The following is a 22,371-nucleotide window of genomic DNA, read 5'->3' as shown; positions in this document are numbered from 1 at the left end:
TTGCTACTCTTGGCTAATGCCTTCGTAAGTAAATCTGGCCATCATTGGCTGCCGTGTGATGCTGCTGTGTTTGATGCTGATGGCGCCCGAGAGTCCGTTCAGTAAGACTTCTTTCTCGCTGGCTTGTTGCCTAGTGGCCAATATGGATAGCGCATCAACCCCCAGTGCATACCAGCGCAACAAGTCATTCGAGGTGAGTGTTGCGGCGGCACTTTGGTATGCGTTGAACTGTGTGTTGGATGGTAGTAGAAATGGGATTTCTACAAAACGCACGCTATTGAGTGTCGGGTCAGAAGAGGCTTCGTGTATATTGGAGAATGCTAAAGTAGGGGTGCCAGCATTGAGATAGGGTTTGATCGCACGGGTGTCTGCTGCGGGTAGCGCTAGTATCACCATGTCGTGTGCTTTGGCGTTGATTTTTGTTTGGATGTCGAGCAGGCTAGCGTCATGCGGTGCGATGTTTTGCGGCAGCGTGATGACGTTAAAGCTGTTGTGCTCAGCAGTTAGGTTAAATGCCTGCTGCCACGCGCTATTGAAACTGCTTAACATGGCGGCTGAGGCAGCGCTCTCTGTAGTGAGAATCGCGACATGGTGAATCGCGTTCTTAAGCGCAAATTTAGCAAGTTGTAGCGCTTCTGCATTGAGGTCTAAGCCTAATGTTAATGTTTGCGAATCTGTCTGCTGCTGTAAAGCTGCGTCAGTTGTTTGGTCAAAGTCTAGGCTGATTGCGTACGGGCTATCGAGTTTGGATGTTGCGGTGTTGTCTGCAGCTAGGTTTTGTTCCTGAGCGTCAGTGTTATTGCTGCTGGAGGGCTCCATCAGAATGGTGTTCTCCAGACCAAAATGTGCCAGCGCGGCGCTTAAGCCTGCCTTAAATGCATCGGCTTTGGCATGGTCGCCATCAGAAATAGGTGTGTAGCGAATAACAATCGCGTCGGCGGATGTAAGTTTTGGTGCTTGCGGCGAATTTTGATTAGCATTGGGTAACTGCAAGTTGCTCGCGAGCGTAGCAGCGGCGTGGTCAGGGTAATTAGTTTGCCAGTTTTTTAAGCTGCTGCTTGAGTCTTGATTTCTTGCTGCCAGTGCTAAATCAACCCAGCCTTGGAAATTGTCGTCAGTATTATTGCCGCGCATCGCCAGTAGTTCGCTTTGGTCCAGTTTGCTGAGTAAATCCCATATTTGTGCTTGGTTAGCCGTAGCCGTATTTTGTTGGCTGGAGCTAGGTGCGGCCGATAGCGCTAAATCCACCTGTAATAAATGTATCAGCGTTTGTTCTGGGTCTTGTAGTTGTGCAAAGGTCTTTGCCAGATATTGATGCAAGCTAATTTTTGCCGCGGTGCTGAGCTGTGGTTCTGTTTGCAGTGGCAGCAAAAGTTGTAGTGCTTGGTCTATGGCTTGGTTGTTGAATGCAATTTCACCTTGTAGCAGTTTGGCGTAAGGCGAGCCGCTTGGTATTTTTGCCAAAGCCGCCATCGCGCATGCAGTGTTAGTCTGTTTTAGGCAGGCTTCACCGGCTAAAAGCTGTGCTTCAGCTTTGCTGTTAAGTGGACTGATTTGCTCTGCCGCTAAATTTAAACTGCTAAAAAGCAGGCATGTTGCTAAAATGATGTTTATTAAATTATTAGTCATTAAGTTTTGTATCCTATGGGCATATTATATGTTGTCGCAACGCCAATTGGAAATTTGCAGGATATCACCCTGCGCGCACTGGATACGCTTAAGGCGGTAGATGCGATTGCGGCGGAAGATACGCGCCATACCTCAGGCTTGCTTAGCCATTTTGGCATCAGCAAGAAGTTGATTGCGGTACATGAGCATAATGAACATCAATCCGCAGAGAGGCTGCTGCTGCAGTTGAATGCCGGCGATAGTATCGCGCTGGTGACCGATGCTGGCACGCCAGGCATTAGTGACCCAGGTGCGGTAGTAGTGGATTTGGTGCGTAAAGCCGGGGTGAAAGTGGTGCCAGTGCCTGGGGTCAGCGCAGTGATTACCGCGCTATCGGCCAGTGGTATCGCGCAAAATGGCTTTTTGTTCCACGGGTTTCTACCTGCAAGTGGTGCAGCACGCCGTAAGGCGCTAGAGGCGCTTAAGTCACAAGAAGTGACCTTGGTGTTTTATGAGGCGCCGCATCGTATTGTTGATAGTATCGTGGATCTGTGCGCGGTATTGGGTGCAGAGCGCCGCATTACCTTTGCGCGTGAGCTGACTAAAACCTTTGAAACCATCCATAGCTGTTCCTTGGCTGAAGCGCAGCTCTGGCTGGAGGCTGATGCGAATCAGCAGCGTGGCGAGTTTGTGCTGTTGGTAGAGGCTGCTACAGTTAAGGATGCAGAAGAGATACCAGAAGACGCAGTGCGTGTGCTGAAACTGCTATTGGCTGAGCTGCCGCTCAAACAAGCGGTTAAGTTAGCTACAGAAATCACTCATGAAAAAAAGAATGTTTTATACGAATTTGCACTGCAGCTGAAACAGCAAGCTGAGTAACTACCCGTACTTTATATAATTACCCGTACTAAAAGACTATGAATAATCCTATACACTCACTTACCATTACCCGTCCAGATGACTGGCACTTACATTTAAGAGATGGCGGCGCGCTTAAAGCGGTGCTGCCAGATACCGCAAGGCAATTTGCACGTGCGATTGTGATGCCTAACTTACGCCCGCCGGTGACGACGACAGCCTTAGCCATTGAATACCGTGAGCGTATTCTCAATGCGCTGCCTGTAGACGCCAACTTTGAGCCGTTGATGACCTTGTACCTGACTGATAACACGACTACTGAAGAAATTGAGCGCGCAAAAGCCAGCGGTATCGTGCATGGGGTGAAGCTATACCCAGCCGGTGCGACGACGAATAGTGACTCTGGCGTAACTAATCTAGGGCATTGTGTAAAGGCACTGGAAGCCATGGAGCGAGTAGGGATGCCGCTGCTAGCGCATGCAGAAGTGACTGATAGTGATGTGGACGTGTTTGATCGTGAGCGCGTATTTATTGAGCGTAATATGATTCCACTACTCAAAAAATTCCCGAGCTTAAGAGTGGTATTTGAGCATATTACTACGCGAGATGCGGCAGATTTTGTAGCGCAGGCTCCAAGTAATGTAGCGGCGACCGTGACAGCGCATCATTTATTGATGAACCGCAATGACATGTTTAAAGGCGGCATTCAGCCGCATCACTACTGTTTGCCTATCTTGAAACGTGAAGAACATCGCGTAGCGTTGGTAAAAGCCGCGACATCGGGTAATCCTAAATTCTTCTTGGGTACCGATAGTGCGCCGCATGCTAAGCACACTAAAGAAGCGGCCTGTGGCTGTGCCGGTATGTATACGGCGCATACGGCGATGGAGCTCTATGCAGAAGCGTTTGAGTTAGCGGGCGCTTTGGATAAATTGGAAGGGTTTGCCAGCTTCTATGGTGCTGATTTTTATGGGCTGCCACGCAACACCGAGCAAATTACTTTAGTGAAAGAAAGCTGGAAAGTGCCGGGTAGTTTACCGTACGAGGGCGATGTGCTGGTGCCGTTGCGCGCAGAGCAAATGCTTAATTGGAAAATGTTGTAACTTTAAATTTTTTAGCCAGGTAGTTCTTCTAGGCAACTCTCAAAATCAGTTTTTCTGTAGGTGACGCCAGCTTCTTTAAGCTGGCGTTATGCTTTATAGGTAGTGGCCTTCCTACTCTTTATCCCAATATGGTTCTGCGCCAAAACGTTCGCTTAGAAAATCAATCAAGGCGCGGGTTTTAAGCGGTAAATTCCGTTTTGGTAGGTAAAGTGCGTATACGTATTGGTCAATAGGAATGTACTCCGGCAGTACGGACTGCAGCCGTTTAGCCTGTATCTCTTTGCCAATAATAAAAGTAGGTAGTAACGCCAGTCCAAATCCACCCAATACCACTTGGGACAGCGCCTCGTCGTCATTGATGCGTAGTCGCCCTGAAACTGGCACTAAGGTTTCTTTGCCGGCAACTTCAAAACGCCATAAGCCGCTGTCTCCAGAGTGTATGTAGTCTAGGCAGTTATGCTGAACCAGTGCTTGCGGTGATTGTGGAATGCCAAACTGTTTAAAGTAGTCAGGGGTGGCGCATAGTCTGCGTCTGATTGGTGCCAGTTTCTTTGCCACTAAAGCTTCTGGCGGGTTTCTGGTAACGCATATCACCAAATCGTAGCCTTCTTCAGCTAAATCAACCACGCGATCGGTAATGGTCATGTCAATATCAAGTTCTGGGTAGCGATGCAGGAAATCGCCTACAGCCGGTGCAATATGTAGTGTGCCAAAAGCTACGGAAGCTGCTACCTTGAGCACTCCGCGCGGTTGTGCGCTCAGGCTTTCTATCATCTTCTGTGCTTGGTCTGCTTCGTCGCTGATGCGAGTGCAGTAGTCAAAAAAAGAGGCGCCAACCTCGGTTAAGCTAAGGTGGCGTGTGCTGCGGTTAAGTAGACTGGCACCAAGGTTGTGCTCCAGTTTGGCAACCGCCTTACTGACTGATGATCTGGACACGCCAAGCTTTCTTGCCGCAGCAGAAAAGCCTTGCTCGTTCACTACGTGCGCAAAAGTTATCATTAAATTTAAATCATACATAAGTAAATTGTATCCATATTGGAAACAGTTATGTGCGATTTTGAAGACTTATTTAATCCATTGGCAGCCATTAAGATACTGATTTGCCGAGATTGGTGTTCGGTATATTTACTGTGTGTTGGGGTGGATGATGGAAATTGATAAATTAATACTTTCAGATCAGGACTATGCGCGACTTTCTATGCTCGCCAATGATGAGTTATTGGGTGATGAGTTGAGTCGAGCGATTGTTGTGCCAGCGGATCAAGTACCGGCGGATGTGGTTAGAATAAATTCACGTGTTATCTACTTAGATGAAAGTAGTGGCTTAAGTCGTGAAGTGGAGCTGGTTTTTCCAGAGGGTGCGGATTTGAAGTTCGGCAAGATCTCAGTGCTGTCCCCTGTGGGGTCAGCTTTGCTGGGGTTGAAAGAAGGTCAGGTGATTGATTGGCCGTTTCCACATGGGCAATCCAGGCGTCTCAAGGTGGTGAGTGTTGCTAACTATGTAGCCTTTGCGTCTGACTAGATTATTTCTGCTTGGGTGCGGTGGTCAGGTAGAGACTTTCTACCTTGTCGCGTGCCCACTGCGTTTTGCGTAAAAATTTTAAGCTGGATTTAATGCTGGGGTCATTGCTGAAACAATTGATAGGGATCTGTTCGGCAAGTGCATCCCAGCCATAATAATCCACTAAATAAGTGACGATGGCCTCTAAGGTGACGCCATGTAAAGGGTTGTTGTGTTGTGAGGTTGTCATAGATGTATTTATATCATTAATCTGCTTAAATATATGCAGAAATTATATGGATTGACAGTGCGTAAGCTAGTTGGTAATGTGGGCTTAATATATTGAATTAAATTAAAATTATGAATGTAAGCATCCCTTTATCTGGCATGAATGCTGCGCAAGCTCGATTAGATGTGGCTGCGAATAATATTGCCAATCTCAGCACTGACAACTTTACAAGAAAAGAAGTGGTGCAGGCAGATTTGCCAGGTGGTGGCACAAGAGTGGCTGATATTAAGAGTGCTGCTCAGGCTGGCAGTAATTTGGAGGCTGATATGGTGGAGCAGCTTCAGGCCAGAAATACTTATATGACTAATTTATCAGTATTTAAGTCTAATAATGATATGTTAATGGGTACTATCATCGATATTAATGCCTAAATTAATGTTCAAGTTGATTTGTTGCGAGGTCGGGTATGGATATTTCAGGAATAGCAGCAGCGGCATCTAATCTGGCGCAATACAAAACCGCTAGTGATGTACAGTTGGCGGTATTTAAAAAAGCGGTTGATATCAGTGCGCAAAACTCATTGCAGCTTATTCAGGCTGCGACACAATCTTTGCCAAATAATCCACCTAACCTTGGCAATACCATTGATGTTTTTGCTTAGTTGAATAGCTGTAGTTTTGCGGCTTGGTTCTTTCTTTCAGGGGTTGCGCTTTAATTTAAGCTAGATCAAGAGTTCATGTAGCTTAAGTCATGTGTTTGTGGCCTGTGTTTAAAGCTAAGGCTCAATATCTTAATTGCCATACTTTCACTACATTCCATGCTTTCTCTCTTTAATGTTTAATCTAGGCTAATCTGTTAGCTCCGGTTGGTAATAAACTCGGTTGGTTGGCTTGGTGCATGTTAAAATACGCATGAAGCTGGCTAGACAGTCGCCGCCTAGCAATAGGGGGAGGAAAGTCCGGGCTGCATAGAGCGGGATGACGGTTAACGGCCGTCCGTTGAAACTCCTGTGGCGAAAGCTGCAAGATATAAGGCGAGGAATAGGGCCACAGAGACGAGCGTATTAAGTTACGGTGAAACGCGGTAACCTCCATTCGCAGCAAGACCAAATAGGCTGGTAATGGCGTGGCTCGCGCTGCCAGCGGGTAGGTTGCTCGAGCGTGCAAGTAATTGTACGCCTAGATGAATGACTGTCATGCGTTGTAAAACGCAAACAGAACCCGGCTTATCGGCCAGCTTCAATTTCAATTCTTTAGTTCCTAGCTGCCACTGCGCTGCTTACGCGTTCTTTGCATCATGTTTTTTATCAATCTTTTTTATTGTTTTAATATCAAGAATGTTCACTTTTTGATGATGCGCCGAGTGCTGCGTTATCAATTTTCACCTTAGTTTATTTGCATGGTTTGTTTACTCGTGCAGGCGTGGGCTTGGTTGGGGCTCGTGCATGAGAAAAATCTGGCTAATTGACTACCAAAAATCCATCTTAATTGCACCTTAATTACAATTCAAATGCTTTCGCAATTATCCTAATAATCTACATTCACACAATTTTGTATGTTATTAATTTATAACGATTTTATTTTTATGATGAAAATGCGCTAAGTCCTTGACCTGTAAAGAAAAAATAGCAAAAAAGCGCTTGCGTTCGGTAATTTTTTTATCTATAGTGCATCTTAGTGGGGAAAAGTGGGTTTTTGTGGGGAATTGCTCATAGTTATGTAGGTAAAATGTTTTGGTGGTGTGGTAGAGATTGGCTCGTTAGATAACTACTAAGGGTTATTTGATAGGTGTCTGGTAATGACGTTTGGCAGTTCCCCATTTTTTATATTGAAATTGTTTGTTTAGGCTTAATCGGACTTTAAGGAAAATAACAGACGTATGTTTCGCGGTGCTACATCATTAAGTTTGGATGCCAAGAACAGGCTCACTGTGCCCACCAAGCACAGAGAAGCCCTGCAGCTTGAGTGCGCCGGTAACTTGGTGTTAACTGCGCATCCGCACCGTTGCCTGCTGTTGTATCCTCAACCGGCTTGGGAGCCTATCCAAGCAAAAATGATGGCTTTATCTTCCTTTGATAAACAATCTAGCGCATTGCAACGATTGCTAGTTGGTTTTGCTGAAGATATTAGTTTAGATAGCGCAGGTCGCTTGCTGGTGTCGCCAGTATTGCGTGACTTTGCCGGTTTGGATAAAGAAGTGATGTTGGTTGGCCAGGGTAGCCATTTTGAATTGTGGAGCATGACAGCATGGCGTGCCCAGTTGGAGCAAGTAATGCAAGATGAAGGTTTTGCAATGCCGGCAGAATTAGAGGGATTTTCGCTGTGATTAAGGGCGTGAACAGCGCGCCCACCAAAGCATCATTGTCTTCAAAAAAAGCGTCTCTAAAAAACGCTGATAAGTTAGAAAAGTACCCACAAGAAGTGTCAGTATCAAATTCAAATCAAGATCAAAGCATGGTAGGCGAAAGCTCTGCCGTTCATGCGCACATTACCGTGCTGCTGAACGAGGCTGTACGTGCTTTAGACATTAAGCCAAATGGCATCTATGTAGATGGCACGTTTGGTCGCGGTGGTCATTCCAGAAAAATTTTAGCGCAGTTGGGCGACGCAGGTCGCCTGATTGCATTTGATCGTGATTTAGCCGCAATCGAGGCGGGTAAGGCGATTGATGATCCACGCTTTACGTTAGTGCATAGCCATTTTGCTGACATGCGGAAGCGTTTGGCTGAGTTGGGCGTGCAGCATGTGGATGGCATTTTGCTGGATTTGGGTATTTCATCGCCACAGATTGATGAAGCTGAGCGTGGTTTTAGTTTTAGATACGATGCGCCGCTGGATATGCGCATGGATCAAAGTAGTGGGGAAACAGCGGCAGATTTTCTTGGCCGTACAACAGAGCAGCAATTAGCGGAGGTTATAAAAAATTATGGTGAAGAACGGTTTGCTAAGTCGATTGCAAGGGCGATTATTGCGGAGCGCAATGACGGGCGTGCCATCACCACTACTGGGCAGCTTGCCCAGATCGTGGCAGGTGCAGTCACGCGCTTCGAGCCAGGGCAGAACCCTGCAACGCGCACATTTCAAGCTTTACGGATTTTCGTCAATCAGGAGCTTGAGGAATTATCGCTAACCATGCCGCAATGCTTGGAGCTACTTGCGCCGCATGGTCGACTGGCAATCATCAGCTTTCACTCGCTGGAAGACAGGATGGTGAAGCAGTTTATCCGTGGACAAGAAGACCGCGATGATTTGCCTGCAAACTTTCCAGTGCGCGCGGCTGATTTGCCGCAACCTAGGCTGAAAAGTGTGGGTAAAGCGGTTAAGCCTAGCGATGAAGAAGTAAGGTCGAATCCTCGTTCACGCAGTGCGGTATTACGTGTGGCGGAAAGGACGTCTGTGCTATGACGCGCCTTAACCTTATTTTGTTTTTTGCATTAATTTTTTCGTCATTAGGTTTGGTCGATGCACAGCATCAAGCGCGCAAATTGTACATAGAGTTAGAGCACTTGAACCAAACTGAGAAACAGTACAACCAAGAGTATGGCCAGTTGCAGTTGGAGCAGAGCACTTGGGCGATGCATTCACGTATTGAGCAAATTGCTACCCAGCAATTGCAAATGCAAGTGCCTGATGCCAAAAGGATACAGGTGGTGAGTCTGCAAGCACAGCCTGCGTCTAGTAAGCCTGCAACTGCACCAGTTGTCCCAGCGGTGCAAAGTGAGGTTAAACCTTAATGGCTCTGCATACCCCTTTAGTCATAGTGAAATTGCCAGCATGGCGCCGCCGCCTATTGTTGATAGCGGTGCTGCTAGGCTTTGCTGCGCTATTGGGCCGGGGGGTGTATTTACAAAGCTTCCATAAGCGCTTTTTGCAAGAAAAAGGGGATGCGCGTTATAGCCGTACCTTGGTGTTGCCTGCGCAGCGCGGAAAGATTACTGATCGTTATGGCGAGTTGCTGGCGATCAGTTCTCCAGTGGAGTCAGTATGGGCAAACCCATCTGATGTAAAAATTACTGCAGCTCAGACTAAAAAGCTTGCAGAGTTGCTTAGCTTCAAAAAAGATACGATAGACAAAAAGCTGGCGAACAATACCCGTGAGTTTGTGTATCTAAAACGCCGAGTTTCTCCAGAATTGGCGGCTGAGATTATGCAGCTTGGCATTCCTGGTGTGTATTTGCAGCGTGAGTACAAACGTTACTACCCTGCGGGTGATGTCACTGCGCACTTGGTGGGCTTTACTGATATTGATGATAAAGGCCAAGAAGGGTTTGAGCTGGCAATGAATAGCTCGTTGTCAGGTAAAAACGGTAGCCGCAAGGTGATTAAAGACCGTGCTGGTCGCATTATCGAGGACCTAGAGGCGGTAAAGGTACCTCAAGACGGCGCGGATATTACCTTATCCATTGATCGCAGAATCCAGTACTTAGCACAACGCGAGCTGACCAAAGCTGTAGAGAAGTTTAAGGCCAATGCAGGTGCCGCCGTTGTGCTGGACGCAAAAACCGGTGAGGTGCTGGCGATGGTGAACGTGCCGACTTACAACCCGAATAACCCGATCAATATTCAAGGTAAAACACGTAACCGTGCCATTACCGATATTTTTGAGCCAGGCTCAACCATGAAAACCGTCACGGTGGCGGCTGCGTTAGAAACGGGTAAATATACGCCAGATACCATGATTCAAACCGCACCTGGCTATATGAGCATAGGCCCGGCCACGATTCATGATGCGCATCCGCATGGTTTGATGTCAGTGTCAGAAGTGATCCAAAAGTCTTCGAATGTGGGTTCGGCAAAAATGGCGTTGTCGCTGGAGCCGCAGTATCTATGGGGTGTATTTAATTTAATCGGTTTTGGTGCAAAAACCCGCATCGGTTTCCCTGGTGAAGTTTCTGGTAAGTTGCGTGGTTACAAAACATGGCGTCCTATCGAGCAGGCAACGATGTCTTACGGACATGGTATCAGTGTGACCCTGCTGCAAATGGCAAGAGCTTATACCGTGTTTGCCAATGATGGTGAGTTAAAGCCAGTTTCTTTGCTGAAATTAAAAGATGCGCCTGTGGGTACGCAGGTGTTTAGTGCAAAAACGGCAAATGAAGTGAAGTCTATGCTGGAGTTGGTGGTATTGCCGGGCGGTACAGCGCTAAGGGCGCAAGTGTTAGGTTATCGTGTGGCTGGTAAAACTGGTACCACGCTCAAGCTTGGCGATCATGGGTATGAAAAAAATAAATATGTAGGTTCATTTGTGGGCATGGCGCCAGCTTCTAATCCACGTTTGATCATGGCGGTGATGATTGATGACCCAAGCAGCGGTGAGTACTACGGCGGTACGGTAGCCGCACCGGTATTCAGTGCGGTGATGGCAGATGCTTTGCGCATGTTGTCTGTGCCACAGGATGCACCGAATAATAACGTGGTGATTCCTAGCGATGTGGAAGATGTGAAGGAAAGTATATGACCTTACTCACATCATTAAATCAAACCTTTACGGCTGTAACAGCAGATAGTCGGCAAGTTGTGCCGGGTGCTTTGTTTTTGGCGTATCCGGGTGTGCATAGCGATGGCCGCAAATATATTGCACAGGCGGTTGCCGCGGGCGCAAGCGCTGTACTTTGGGATAGCCAAGATTTTGTTTGGAATGCGGCAATCAAGGTGAGCAACCTTGGGGTGCGTGAATTGAAAAGTCAGGTAGCGCAGATTGCAGCAGAGTTTTATCAATATCCGTCACGCAAACTAGATGTGATTGGTGTGACCGGCACCAACGGTAAAACCTCAGTGAGCCAATGGATTGCGCAGGCAATGCAGGCATTAGGTAAGAAAACTGCAGTGATCGGCACTATCGGTAGTGGCTTTGCCGACGCAAATGGTAATGGCTTGGCTGAAACCAGCAACACGACACCCGATGCGATATTGCTGCAAAAAATGTTGGCGGATTATGCCAATCAAGGCGCTGCTGCGGTGGTGATGGAAGTTTCCTCGCATGGTTTAGATCAAGGCCGCGTGAATGCGATTGAGTTTGATTTTGCGGTATTTACCAATCTGACGCGTGATCATTTGGATTACCACGTGACCATGGATGCTTATGCCAGTGCCAAGCAGAAGCTGTTTGACTGGCCAAGTTTGCGTACCGCCATTGTGAATGCGGATGATGATTTCGGTAAAAAAATGGCGGAGTCATTGCGCGTCAATAATAAGTCATTACTCACTTACGGTTTGCTGCATGGTGATGTGCGCGCTGATCAGCTGACCTTGGGGCCAAGCGGCATCAGTATGCAAGTGAGCACACCGCAAGGCGCGGCTGTGCTGAATGCCTCAGTGTTGGGGCGCTTTAATGCCTATAACCTGCTGGCGGTGCTGGCGACTTTATTGGCGCGCCAAGTGCCATTAAATGAGGCGATAGCTGCTATTGCGCAGATTAAGCCTGTGGCGGGCCGTATGCAGCAGTTTGGCGGTAATGATAAGCCATTGGTGGTGGTGGATTACGCACATACGCCGGATGCGTTAGAGAATGTATTAGTGAGCTTGCGTGAACAAACGCAAGGCAAGTTGGTTTGTGTGTTTGGCTGCGGCGGTGACCGTGATGCGGGTAAGCGCCCACTGATGGGAGCGATTGCTGAGAAGTATGCACATCATGTGGTGGTGACTAGCGATAACCCTCGCAGCGAAAACCCTGCTGAAATTATTGAGCATGTGGTTAACGGCATGACTGTATTACCAAGCGTTGCGCCTGACCGTGCGATTGCAATTCAACAGGCAATAAAGTTTGCCAATAAGGACGATGTAGTGCTGTTAGCAGGTAAAGGGCATGAGGATTATCAGGAAGTTGGTGGCGTAAGAGCGCCATTTAGCGATATCGCGGTAGCGCAAGCAGCGCTATTACACTGGGTGCCTAATCAGGCAATGGCGGTGGGCAAATGATGATGCTATCTGAAGCAGCCGCAGCATTAGGCGTACAGCATATGGGTGCTGATGTGCAATTTAGCTCTGTCGGCAGTGACAGCCGCAATATTGTGGCTGGCCAGTTATTCGTGGCTCTGAAGGGCGCAAATTTTGATGGTAATGCTTTCGCTCAAGAGGCATTGGAGCTAGGGGCAGCAGCAGTGCTGGTGTCTGATGCAAGCGTGCAGGCAGAGCCACGCATCGTCGTGGCAGATACTAGATTGGCATTAGGCGAGTTAGCTAAATACTGGCGTCAAAAATTTGCGATGCCGGTAGTGGCTGTAACCGGCAGCAACGGTAAAACTACCACTAAAGAAATGCTGAGCGCGATTTTGAGCGTGGTGGCAGGGGCTAAGGCCTCTGTGCATGCGACCTACGGTAATTTGAATAACGATATAGGCGTGCCGCTTACCTTGTTAAAAATGCAGCCTGCACACCAGTATGCAGTGGTGGAAATGGGCATGAATCACTTAGGTGAGATTGACTATTTAACGCATATTGCGCAACCCGATGTGGCGCTGATTAACAATGCCGGCATTGCTCACATTGGTGAATTGGGTTCACGTGAAAATATTGCTAAAGCGAAGGGCGAGATTTTTGCCGGATTAAAGTCAGATGGCGTGGCGGTAATCAATGCCGACAGTGACTATGCATATTATTGGAAATCGTTGAATCCACATAGAAAAATAGTGACATTTGGGCTGAAAAACCCTGCAGATGTAAGTGCTCGCTATCAAGAGAATGACGGCTATGCCAGCGTGGTGCTGGCGACAGCATCAGATGAGGTAAGCGTGCAATTAAATGTGCAAGGTGAGCACAATATAAGCAATGCTTTGGCGGCAGGGGCTACGGCTTATGCACTGGGCGTGTCATTAAATGATATTGGCCGTGGCTTAGCCAGTTTTACTGGTGTGTATGGACGTTTAGAGCGCAAAGCAGGCATTAACGGTGCGGTAGTGATTGATGATACTTACAACGCTAATCCAGATTCCATGAAGGCTGCCATCAATGTGCTGGCTAAGCTTGCGGGTAAAAAAATACTGGTACTGGGTGATATGGGCGAGCTTGGTGCCGATGCGAAAAGTATGCATGCAGAGGTGGGTGCTTATGCCAAGGCGGCTGGGCTAACAACGCTGTATTGCTTAGGAAATTTAAGTGTAGAGACTGCACGTAGTTTTGGGGCAGGGGCTGAGCATTTCAGTTCGCCTGAGGCAATCGCTCAGGCAGTCTTGCCAGCGCTTGCGCAGGGTACCACCGTGCTGGTGAAAGGTTCGCGTTTTATGCAGATGGAGCGCGTAGTGAATTTGTTGGTAGCAACACAAAAGTAGGCGAATTGGGAGAAAGAAAATGTTACTAGAACTAGCACAATGGTTAGCACATGATATCCGAGGTTTTAATGTATTTAACTACATTACCTTACGTGCGGTGTTGGCCACGCTTACTGCATTAGTGATTTCATTGATGGTGGGACCAACTTTAATTCGCAAATTAACCCAATATAAAGTAGGTCAGGCTGTGCGTGATGATGGCCCACAAACCCATTTGATTAAAGCTGGCACTCCAACCATGGGTGGCGCCCTGATTCTAGTGTCTATTGCGATTTCAACCTTGTTGTGGGCAGACTTGAGTAATCGCTTTGTGTGGGTGGTGTTATTTACTACATTAGGTTTTGGCGTGATTGGCTGGGTAGATGACTGGCGCAAGGTCGTGCATCGCAATCCTAAAGGCTTATCAGCAAAAGAAAAATACTTTTGGCAGTCCGTGGTCGGCCTCAGTGTGGCGGTGTTTTTGCAGCAGACTGCTGCCACCCCAGCAGAAACGACATTGCTGATTCCATTCTTTAAAAATCTAGTGGTACCACTCAGCGGCCTAGGTTTTATTGTGCTCACTTACCTAGTGGTGGTAGGCAGCAGCAATGCAGTCAACCTGACTGATGGTTTAGATGGTTTGGCGATTATGCCAACAGTAATGGTGGCGGGTGCCTTGGCGATTTTTGCCTATGTGACCGGTCACTTGTATTTCTCCAGATACTTAAGTATTGCCTATGTGCCAGGTGCGGGTGAACTCACTGTATTTTGTGCTGCCATGGTAGGCGCAGGCTTGGGCTTCTTATGGTTTAACGCTTACCCAGCTGAAGTGTTTATGGGTGATGTAGGTGCGCTGGCACTGGGCGCGGCGTTAGGCATTGTGGCTGTGGTGGTGCGTCAAGAAGTTATCTTATTCATCATGGGTGGCGTGTTTGTGATGGAAACACTCTCGGTTGCGGCGCAGGTGACTTACTTCAAATACACCAAATATAAAACCGGTACCGGGAAACGCATCTTCTTGATGGCGCCACTGCATCACCACTATGAGCAAAAAGGCTGGAAAGAAACGCAGGTGGTGGTGCGCTTCTGGATCATCAGCATGATGCTGGTGTTGATTGGTCTTGCCAGTTTGAAAATTAGGTAATTAGTGAATTTAAACATGCAAATCGCGTTAAAAGACAAAAAAGTATTAGTGCTAGGTCTGGGTGATACCGGCCTATCTGCATTGCGCTGGCTACATAGCCAAGGCGCACGCTTGTCTGTGGCTGATACGCGCGCAGTACCGCCAGGCTTGGATGTATTAAAAGCAGAGTTGCCTAATGTTGTTGTGTACGTCGGTGCTTTGACACCAACGGTGTTTGATGGCGTAGATTTAGCGGTGATTAGCCCGGGTGTGCCATTGAGCGAGCCTGAGATTCAAGCCGCGATACAACGCGGTATACCTGTTGTGGGTGATGTGGAGCTATTTGCACAATATCGCCCAACCAGTGCCAAACTGATTGCCATTACCGGCGCTAACGGTAAAACCACTGTCACTACGCTAGTGGGCGAGATGTGCAAATCGGCAGGCTTGAAAACGATTGTGGCCGGCAATATCGGCCTGCCTGTGCTTGATACTTTAAGTATGGAAACGCCGGATGTTTATGTGCTGGAGCTTTCAAGTTTTCAACTCGAAACCACCAATAGCCTGCTCGCAGACGCTGCCACTATGCTGAATCTATCTGAAGACCATATGGATAGATACGACAGCATGCAAAGCTACGCGGTAGCCAAAGCCCATATTTTTTATCATGCAAAATTGCAGGTGCTGAATCGCGATGATGCCTGGAGCTTGATGATGGCTAGAGCGAAGTTAGCGCAAGTGACATTTGGCCTGGATGATGTTGTAGCCGAGCAAGACTATGGCATTAAACAAGTGAATGGCGAGACATGGCTAAGCTGTGGCACGCATGACTTAATGAATATTCGCGACCTGAAAATCGCCGGCTTGCATAACGCCAGCAACGCATTGGCAGCCATGGCATTGTGCCGTGGCATAGGCTTGGATTTTGCGCCGATTATTCAGACCTTATATAACTTTAAAGGCTTGCCGCACCGCGTGGAGTGGGTTGCCAATATTGATGACGTAGATTATTACGATGACTCAAAAGGCACTAATGTAGGTGCAACCTGCGCGGCTTTGTCCGGCTTGTCACAAAAAGTGGTGCTGATTGCCGGCGGTGAAGGTAAGGGTCAGGACTTTTCACCGTTGAAAGAGGCTGTGAGTACCAATGCTCGCGCCGTGGTGTTAATCGGCCGCGATGCGCCGCTGATTGAAGCAGAGTTACTATCAACCAATGTGCCTATGTACCACGCGGCAGATTTGCCGGAAGCAGTGACGATAGCGCAAAAATTGGCACAGACCGGAGATGCTGTACTGCTGTCGCCAGCTTGCGCCAGTTTTGACATGTTTAAAAACTATGTACACCGTGCCGAGGTGTTTGTGGCGGCGGTGAAACGTATGGAGCATGTCGCATGATTACCGCCATGTTGAACCGTGATCGCATTAACTCACCAAGCTACGATCAGAGCTTGCTGTGGGTCACCCTTATTTTGCTTGGGCTGGGTTTGGTCATGGTGTATTCAGCATCGATTGCGATTGCCGAGTCAGATAAAGCGCTGGGCTATAACAGCAGTTATTACTTGGTACGTCAGGCCATATTCTTAGTGGTGAGCTTAAGCGTCGGCTTTGTGGCTTTTAACGTGCCGATGGCTTGGTGGCAAAAAATGGCGCCTTACCTATTTTTAGTTGGCTTGGCATTACTGGTGCTGGTGCTTATCCCTGGTATTGGCAAAGTGGTTGGCGGTAGCCGCCGTTGGTTGTCTTTGTTTGTAATTAACTTGCAGCCATCTGAGTTTATGAAGCTATTTGCAGCCATGTATGTGGCAGATTACACCGTGCGTAAAGCGGCGGTGATGGATAGCTTTACTAAAGGCTTTATGCCGATGTTAATGGTGATGCTGCTGGTCGGCGGTTTGTTATTGAATGAGCCGGATTTCGGTGCGTTTGCCGTGATTGCGGCGATTTCGATTTCTATCCTGTGGTTGGGTGGTATCAATGCACGTATTTTTGGCGGTTTGATTGTGTTGCTGGTGGTTGGTTTTGTGTTCCTGATCTGGAGTTCACCATACCGCCTAGAGCGCGTTATCGGTTTTATGGACCCTTGGGCCGACCCTTACGGCAAAGGTTATCAGTTATCCCATGCGCTGATTGCATTTGGCCGCGGCGAATGGTTTGGCGTTGGCTTAGGCGGCAGCGTAGAAAAATTGCTGTATCTGCCAGAGGCGCATACCGACTTCTTATTGGCCGTAGTAGCAGAAGAGCTAGGCTTTGTTGGCGTGCTCACGGTAATTGGTCTGTTTATGTGGATATTGATTCGCGCATTCGGTATCGCCAAAGAGGCAATAGAGAATGAGCGTTACTTCTCGGCCTTACTGGCGCAAGGTTTAGGTGTGTGGATAGGCGTGCAAAGCATTATCAATATGGGCGTGAATATGGGCTTGCTGCCAACCAAAGGCTTGACGTTGCCTTTGATGTCGTTTGGCGGCAGCGGCATTTTAGCCAACTGCATTGCGCTGGCCATATTGCTGCGTATTGATTTTGAAAATCGTCGTTTGCAAAAAGGGTTGCCAGCATGAGTCAAGCAACTGCTAAAACTTTAATGGTGATGGCTGGCGGTACCGGTGGCCATGTTTACCCTGCAATGGCTGTGGCCGATGCATTGCAAAGCCAAGGCTGGAATGTCGTTTGGCTATGCACCGAAGGCGGCATGGAAAACAAGCTGATCGCAGGAAAACCCTACGATAAAGCCATGATTACTATGCAGGGTGTGCGTGGTAAAGGTTTGCTGGGCTGGCTGTTGTTGCCAGTGAAGTTAATCACTGCGTTTAAGCAGAGTTTAACTGCGCTTAACCAATTTAAGCCTGACGTAGTGCTAGGCATGGGTGGTTTTGCCGCATTTCCTGGCGGTTTGATGGCGCGCTTGCAAGGCCGTCCACTGGTGATACATGAGCAAAACTCGGTGGCTGGCTTAACTAATAAAGTGCTGGCAACAGTGGCTACGCGTGTTTTAGCGGCGTTTCCTGCGGCATTTGGAGCCAAGGCTGCCTTATTGGGTAACCCGGTGCGTGCGGATATTTCAAACATTGCACCGCCAGCACAACGCTTTGTAAATAGAAGTGGTGCACTGCGCTTGTTGATTGTTGGTGGTAGCTTAGGCGCGCAAGCGCTGAACGAGGTGATCCCACAGGCGTTGGCGACGTTGCCAGAAGCGGAACGTCCGCAAGTGGTGCATCAGGCGGGTGTGAAGCATATTGAAGTATTACAGAACAATTATAAACAAGCAGGTGTGACGGCAGATGCGCGTGCTTATATTGAAAACATGGCAGAGATGTACGCCTGGGCAGATTTTGTAATTTGCCGTTCAGGCGCACTCACCGTGGCTGAGATTTCCGCTGCGGGCTTAGGTTCTATGATGGTGCCGTTTCCATTTGCGGTGGACGATCATCAAACTGGTAACGCTCAGTATTTAGCAGATGCAGGCGCCACAATTTTGGTGCAACAGAAAGAATTGAGTGTAGATAAATTGGCAAAAATCTTAAAAGAATTAAGTCGTGAGCAGTGTCTGGACATGGCCCAAAAAGCACGTGCTTTGGGCAAGCCAGAAGCCACTGCTGATGTGGCAAAAGTTTGCGTACAAATGGCAGAGCAAGGAGTCGCGAAATGAAACATAAAGTAAAAAATGTACATTTTGTAGGCATAGGCGGCTCAGGCATGAGCGGCATTGCTGAAGTGTTGATTAACTTGGACTTCAGCGTCAGCGGTTCAGATTTAGCTGCAAACGCAACTACCAAACGCTTGGCTGCATTTGGTGCCACCGTATATCAAGGCCACGAAGCAGAAAACGTGAAGGATGCTGATGTGGTAGTCGTGTCCTCTGCGGTGAACGAGGCGAACCCGGAAGTGAAAGCGGCACGTGCGAAGAAAATCCCAGTCGTGCCACGTGCATTAATGTTGGCGGAGTTAATGCGCTTTAAACAGGGCATTGCGGTGGCAGGTACCCACGGTAAAACCACTACGACTAGCTTGATTGCCAGCATTTTGGGCGAAGCCGGTATGGACCCGACCTTTGTGATTGGCGGCAAGTTAGAGGCGGCTAATGCCAATGCGAAATTAGGTACTGGTGATTATATCGTTGCCGAGGCCGATGAGTCTGATGCGTCATTTTTACACCTGACACCAGTGATGGCGGTGGTGACCAATATTGACCAAGATCACATGGACACTTATGAGCACAGCTTTGAAAAACTGAAAAGCGCGTTTGTCGAGTTTCTGCAGCAGCTGCCGTTTTGGGGCATGGCCGTGGTGTGTGTGGATGACGCCAATATTCGCGAAATATTGCCACGCGTCACTAAGCCGGTGATGACTTATGGTTTGAGCGAAGATGCACGTATCCGCGCTAAGAACGTACGCGCCGATGACGGCAAGATGCATTTTACGGTGCAGCGCATTAACGGTGTGACCACAGAGTTTGATGTGACCTTGAACCTGCCTGGCAATCACTATGTGTTAAACGCACTGGCAGCGATTGCGATTGCTAGTGAGTTAAATGTGCCGGATGCCGCCATTATTAAAGCACTAAAAGAGTTTAAAGGCGTAGGCCGCCGTTTTGAGCGTTATGGTGAAGTGCCAGCCATGCCACGCAATGCAGCGAGCGCTGGCACCTTTACCTTGATTGATGACTACGGCCATCACCCAGTAGAGATGCAGGCGGTCATCGCAGCGGCACGCGGTGCGTTCCCAAATCGACGTCTAGTCATGGCATTCCAGCCGCATCGTTATACGCGGACTAGGGATTGCTTTGAAGACTTCGTGCGCGTGCTATCGAGTGCCGATGTGGTACTGCTGACCGAAGTTTACTCAGCGGGCGAAGCCTCGATTGTGGCTGCCGATACGCGCTCATTGATCCGCGCGATTCGCGTAGCGGGTAAGGTGGAGCCGTTATTTGTAGAAACCACGGATGAATTACCACAGGCGATTTTGGATATTGCACATGCTGATGACGTGGTGATCGTGATGGGTGCAGGTTCTATCGGTCAGGTGGCTTTAAAAACGAAAGAGTTGCAAGCAGCGAAAGCGTCGCAAGGGGTGGCCGCAGCATGAGCCAACTGAAAGGGAAATTGCTCTTAAACGAACCAATGGCGCGCTACACCAGCTGGCGTGTCGGTGGTCGTGCAGATCAATTTTATATTCCTGAGAGTTTGGAAGACCTAAGTGCATTTTTGCGCAGCCAAGATGAAGCTGAGCCTACTTATTTTATTGGGCTGGGTTCTAACCTGCTAGTGCGTGATGGCGGTATACGCGGCACAGTGGTGTTAATGCATAACGTATTAACCACACTGCAAATGGATGGCGATGCCGTCTACGCGGAAGCTGGTGTAACTTGTGCCAAATTGGCCAAATTCTGCGCGAAAGAAGCGAAGCAAGGCGCTGAGTTCTTTGCCGGTATTCCAGGCACGCTGGGCGGCGCACTGGCGATGAATGCAGGTTGCTATGGCAGCGAAACTTGGAATGTAGTGCAGCGTGTGACCACGATTAATAAAAGCGGTGAATTGAATACACGTGATGCGGCAGCTTTTATCCCTAGTTATCGGCATATCGATATGCCAGTGGCGGATGAGTGGTTTATCGCGGCATGGTTGAGATTGGCACAAGGTGATGCGCAGGAGTCAGCACAGAAAATTAAAACTTTACTGGCAAAGCGTTTAGCTTCACAACCGCTGAATCAGCCAAGTGCAGGTTCTACCTTTAGAAACCCGCCGGGCGACTTTGCTGCAAGGCTAATCGAGGCCAGTGGTTTAAAAGGCTACATTATTGGTGGGGCGCAAGTGTCAGAAAAGCATGCCAATTTCATTGTGAATATTGGCGGTGCGAATGCGCTGGATATTGAGCTGTTGATTCAGCATATGCGCGAAACAGTATTAGAAAAACAAGGCGTGGCACTGCAACAGGAAGTTAAAGTGCTAGGCGAATTAGAGGTAAGAGAATAATGCAGGATTTTGGAAAAGTAGCAGTGTTGTTAGGTGGTAAGTCTGGCGAGCGTGAAGTTTCGCTGAAGAGCGGCACAGCTGTGCTTGCTGCACTGCAAAGACAAGGTGTAGATGCGCACGCGTTTGACCCTGCCACACGGCCATTGCATGACTTGGAGTCATTTGATACCGCCATGATTTCATTGCACGGGCGCTTTGGTGAAGATGGCGCTATGCAGGGTGCTTTAGAACTGCTGGGCATTCCGTACACCGGCAGCGGCGTGATGGCATCTGCTATTGGCATGGATAAATGGCGTACCAAAATGATGTGGTCAGCCGCTGGTGTGAGTACACCAGCCTTTGAGTTAGTAAGTGCTGACTCTGATTTTGAGGCAATTGAGCAAAGACTAGGTTTGCCATTGTTTGTAAAACCGGCGAACGAAGGCTCCAGCATTGGTATTAGTAAAGTGAAGCAAACCGGCGGCTTGAAAGCCGCATACGAGCTTGCGGCAAAATCTGACCCGCTAGTCATTGCTGAGCAGTTTGTAGGTGGCGGCGAATATACCGTTGGTATTTTAGGCGATCAAGCTTTGCCGATTGTGCGCATCGTGCCTAAAAACGAGTTCTATGATTTTGAGGCGAAGTACTTGCGCGATGACACTGAGTACAGATGCCCATGCGGTTTAAGTGCAGAAAAAGAAGCACAGATTCAGCAAGAAGCATTATTGGCATTCAATACCATCGGTTGCCAAGGCTGGGGTCGCGTGGATTTCTTGATGGATGAAGCCGGTAAACATTACTTTTTAGAAGTGAATACCAGCCCAGGTATGACAGACCATAGCCTGGTGCCGATGGCAGCAAAAGCTGCAGGTATCAGCTTTGATGAGTTAGTGGTAAGCGTGTTGAGATTAGCGCATGTGGGATAAACCTGCATTACTGAACTGGATAGCTAACCTACTGTACGCCATCAGTATGGTAGTGATGCTATACGCAGCGGTATATGTGGTGGTACATTTGCCGATTTTTCCGCTACGCGAAGTGAAGGTGGACGGTGAGCTGCACCATGTAAGCCGTGAACAGGTGAAGCTGATTGTCGCCAAGCATTTAAAAGGTAACTTTTTTACGCTGGATTTAATCAATGCCCGCGATGCGTTTGAAAAGTTACCTTGGGCACGCAGTGTGAGTGTGCGTCGCCGCTGGCCAGATAAGTTGGAAGTGGTGATTGAAGAGCATGAGGCACTGGCGCGCTGGGGTAGCACGGCGTTGGTGAATAAGCAGGGTGAATTGTTTCATGCGGCTTCTGGCAGTGATTTGCCAGTGTTTTACGGGCCAGATAACGGCGTGATTGAAGTGGCATCACAATATGACTCGTTAAATAAAGTGCTACAAAGCGCTAATTTAGAAGTGGCAACGCTAGCGTTAACGCCAAGACGTGCTTGGCAGGTGACAACCACCAACGGCATCGTGCTGGAGCTGGGCCGAGTGGAAATGCAGCCGAGATTGGAGAAGTTTGCCAATATTTATAGCAGTACTTTGGTAGGGCTGAATAAAAAAATTACTTATGTAGATTTACGTTATCCCAGCGGTTTTGCGGTACGTAGGCCGACAGCGGTAGTGAATACGGGAAAAGTTGCTAGTGCGGATGGCAGCCAAAAAGCGGTAGAGGCAGTAAAACCAAGCGCTAGCGATAGCAAGGCGATGAAAAGCGACACAGTGAAAAAACGTACGGGAACCGTGACCTAATTCACGGAAGGGATGA

22 protein-coding genes and 1 other RNA gene are annotated in these 22,371 nt (G+C 48.4%); 20 read left to right on the top strand and 3 right to left on the bottom strand.

Annotation, left to right across the window (positions count from 1 at the left end; translation table 11 throughout):
* Nucleotides 1-3: 3 nt before the first annotated feature.
* Nucleotides 4-1,629, bottom strand: a complete 1,626-nt coding sequence (locus MMOL_RS10245; protein ID WP_015832958.1) for a penicillin-binding protein activator — start codon at nt 1,627-1,629, stop codon at nt 4-6.
* Nucleotides 1,630-1,644: 15 nt separating this feature from the next.
* Here MMOL_RS10245 and rsmI point away from each other — a divergent pair, with 15 nt between their 5' ends.
* Both rsmI and pyrC read left to right on the top strand, forming a co-directional pair.
* Nucleotides 1,645-2,487, top strand: a complete 843-nt coding sequence (gene rsmI, locus MMOL_RS10240; protein WP_015832957.1) for a 16S rRNA (cytidine(1402)-2'-O)-methyltransferase — start codon at nt 1,645-1,647, stop codon at nt 2,485-2,487.
* A 38-nt stretch (nt 2,488-2,525) separates the two neighbouring features.
* A complete protein-coding gene (gene pyrC / locus MMOL_RS10235) occupies nt 2,526-3,569 on the top strand; it encodes a dihydroorotase (protein ID WP_015832956.1) in 1,044 nt (347 codons plus the stop codon).
* Between the two features lie 111 nt (nt 3,570-3,680).
* Here pyrC and MMOL_RS10230 read toward each other — a convergent pair whose 3' ends face one another.
* The gene (locus MMOL_RS10230) at nt 3,681-4,586 is read right to left on the bottom strand and encodes a LysR family transcriptional regulator (protein ID WP_015832955.1); all 906 of its coding nucleotides are present in this window, start codon (nt 4,584-4,586) and stop codon (nt 3,681-3,683) included.
* A gap of 130 nt (nt 4,587-4,716) precedes the next feature.
* Here MMOL_RS10230 and rnk point away from each other — a divergent pair, with 130 nt between their 5' ends.
* Nucleotides 4,717-5,091 carry a nucleoside diphosphate kinase regulator gene (gene rnk, locus MMOL_RS10225; RefSeq protein ID WP_049764492.1) on the top strand — a complete coding sequence of 125 codons (375 nt, stop codon included), beginning with the start codon at nt 4,717-4,719 and terminating at the stop codon, nt 5,089-5,091.
* 1 nt (nt 5,092) lies between these two features.
* Here the strand turns inward: rnk and MMOL_RS10220 are convergent, their stop codons facing one another.
* Entirely contained in the window at nt 5,093-5,320 is a 228-nt protein-coding gene (locus MMOL_RS10220; protein WP_015832953.1) for a VF530 family protein, read from the bottom strand.
* A 110-nt stretch (nt 5,321-5,430) separates the two neighbouring features.
* On the opposite strand from MMOL_RS10220, the gene MMOL_RS10215 reads away from it, so the two are divergent.
* From MMOL_RS10215 to MMOL_RS10140, 17 genes are all read left to right on the top strand, one after another.
* Nucleotides 5,431-5,730, top strand: coding sequence for a flagellar basal body protein (locus MMOL_RS10215; RefSeq protein ID WP_015832952.1), 300 nt, complete (start codon nt 5,431-5,433; stop codon nt 5,728-5,730).
* A gap of 35 nt (nt 5,731-5,765) precedes the next feature.
* Nucleotides 5,766-5,960 (top strand): YjfB family protein, encoded by a 195-nt coding sequence (locus MMOL_RS10210; RefSeq protein WP_015832951.1) that lies wholly within the window; start codon nt 5,766-5,768, stop codon nt 5,958-5,960.
* Nucleotides 5,961-6,212: 252 nt separating this feature from the next.
* Nucleotides 6,213-6,543: RNase P RNA component class A (rnpB, locus tag MMOL_RS11990), an RNA gene on the top strand.
* A gap of 634 nt (nt 6,544-7,177) precedes the next feature.
* The gene (gene mraZ / locus MMOL_RS10205) at nt 7,178-7,624 is read left to right on the top strand and encodes a division/cell wall cluster transcriptional repressor MraZ (protein WP_015832950.1); all 447 of its coding nucleotides are present in this window, start codon (nt 7,178-7,180) and stop codon (nt 7,622-7,624) included.
* A complete protein-coding gene (gene rsmH, locus MMOL_RS10200; protein ID WP_015832949.1) occupies nt 7,621-8,703 on the top strand; it encodes a 16S rRNA (cytosine(1402)-N(4))-methyltransferase RsmH in 1,083 nt (360 codons plus the stop codon). The genes mraZ and rsmH overlap by 4 nt, the downstream gene beginning before the upstream one ends.
* Complete coding sequence (gene ftsL, locus MMOL_RS10195) at nt 8,700-9,032, top strand: cell division protein FtsL (RefSeq protein ID WP_015832948.1); 333 nt, start codon at nt 8,700-8,702, stop codon at nt 9,030-9,032. The genes rsmH and ftsL overlap by 4 nt, the downstream gene beginning before the upstream one ends.
* Entirely contained in the window at nt 9,032-10,756 is a 1,725-nt protein-coding gene (locus tag MMOL_RS10190; RefSeq protein WP_015832947.1) for a peptidoglycan D,D-transpeptidase FtsI family protein, read from the top strand. The genes ftsL and MMOL_RS10190 overlap by 1 nt, the downstream gene beginning before the upstream one ends.
* Entirely contained in the window at nt 10,753-12,216 is a 1,464-nt protein-coding gene (locus MMOL_RS10185; protein WP_015832946.1) for a UDP-N-acetylmuramoyl-L-alanyl-D-glutamate--2,6-diaminopimelate ligase, read from the top strand. Before MMOL_RS10190 ends, MMOL_RS10185 begins: the two co-directional genes overlap by 4 nt.
* Entirely contained in the window at nt 12,213-13,565 is a 1,353-nt protein-coding gene (locus MMOL_RS10180) for a UDP-N-acetylmuramoyl-tripeptide--D-alanyl-D-alanine ligase (RefSeq protein ID WP_015832945.1), read from the top strand. The genes MMOL_RS10185 and MMOL_RS10180 overlap by 4 nt, the downstream gene beginning before the upstream one ends.
* A gap of 19 nt (nt 13,566-13,584) precedes the next feature.
* Nucleotides 13,585-14,688: a phospho-N-acetylmuramoyl-pentapeptide-transferase gene (gene mraY, locus MMOL_RS10175; protein WP_015832944.1), complete on the top strand. Its 1,104-nt coding sequence runs from the start codon at nt 13,585-13,587 to the stop codon at nt 14,686-14,688.
* Between the two features lie 15 nt (nt 14,689-14,703).
* The gene (gene murD / locus MMOL_RS10170) at nt 14,704-16,062 is read left to right on the top strand and encodes a UDP-N-acetylmuramoyl-L-alanine--D-glutamate ligase (protein ID WP_015832943.1); all 1,359 of its coding nucleotides are present in this window, start codon (nt 14,704-14,706) and stop codon (nt 16,060-16,062) included.
* A complete protein-coding gene (gene ftsW, locus MMOL_RS10165; protein ID WP_015832942.1) occupies nt 16,059-17,222 on the top strand; it encodes a putative lipid II flippase FtsW in 1,164 nt (387 codons plus the stop codon). Before murD ends, ftsW begins: the two co-directional genes overlap by 4 nt.
* Nucleotides 17,219-18,310, top strand: coding sequence for an undecaprenyldiphospho-muramoylpentapeptide beta-N-acetylglucosaminyltransferase (murG, locus tag MMOL_RS10160; RefSeq protein ID WP_015832941.1), 1,092 nt, complete (start codon nt 17,219-17,221; stop codon nt 18,308-18,310). The genes ftsW and murG overlap by 4 nt, the downstream gene beginning before the upstream one ends.
* Nucleotides 18,307-19,746 carry a UDP-N-acetylmuramate--L-alanine ligase gene (gene murC, locus MMOL_RS10155; RefSeq protein WP_015832940.1) on the top strand — a complete coding sequence of 480 codons (1,440 nt, stop codon included), beginning with the start codon at nt 18,307-18,309 and terminating at the stop codon, nt 19,744-19,746. The genes murG and murC overlap by 4 nt, the downstream gene beginning before the upstream one ends.
* On the top strand, nt 19,743-20,633 hold the full coding sequence (gene murB, locus MMOL_RS10150; protein WP_015832939.1) for a UDP-N-acetylmuramate dehydrogenase: 891 nt from the start codon (nt 19,743-19,745) through the stop codon (nt 20,631-20,633). Before murC ends, murB begins: the two co-directional genes overlap by 4 nt.
* Complete coding sequence (locus tag MMOL_RS10145) at nt 20,633-21,538, top strand: D-alanine--D-alanine ligase (RefSeq protein WP_015832938.1); 906 nt, start codon at nt 20,633-20,635, stop codon at nt 21,536-21,538. Before murB ends, MMOL_RS10145 begins: the two co-directional genes overlap by 1 nt.
* Nucleotides 21,528-22,355, top strand: a complete 828-nt coding sequence (locus MMOL_RS10140) for a cell division protein FtsQ/DivIB (RefSeq protein ID WP_015832937.1) — start codon at nt 21,528-21,530, stop codon at nt 22,353-22,355. The genes MMOL_RS10145 and MMOL_RS10140 overlap by 11 nt, the downstream gene beginning before the upstream one ends.
* Nucleotides 22,356-22,371: the final 16 nt, after the last annotated feature.

The organism is Methylotenera mobilis JLW8 (assembly GCF_000023705.1).
GTDB classification, from domain to species: Bacteria; Pseudomonadota; Gammaproteobacteria; order Burkholderiales; family Methylophilaceae; genus Methylotenera; species Methylotenera mobilis.
Note: the sequence above shows the minus strand (reverse complement) of the source record. Positions and strands in the feature narration are given on the sequence as shown.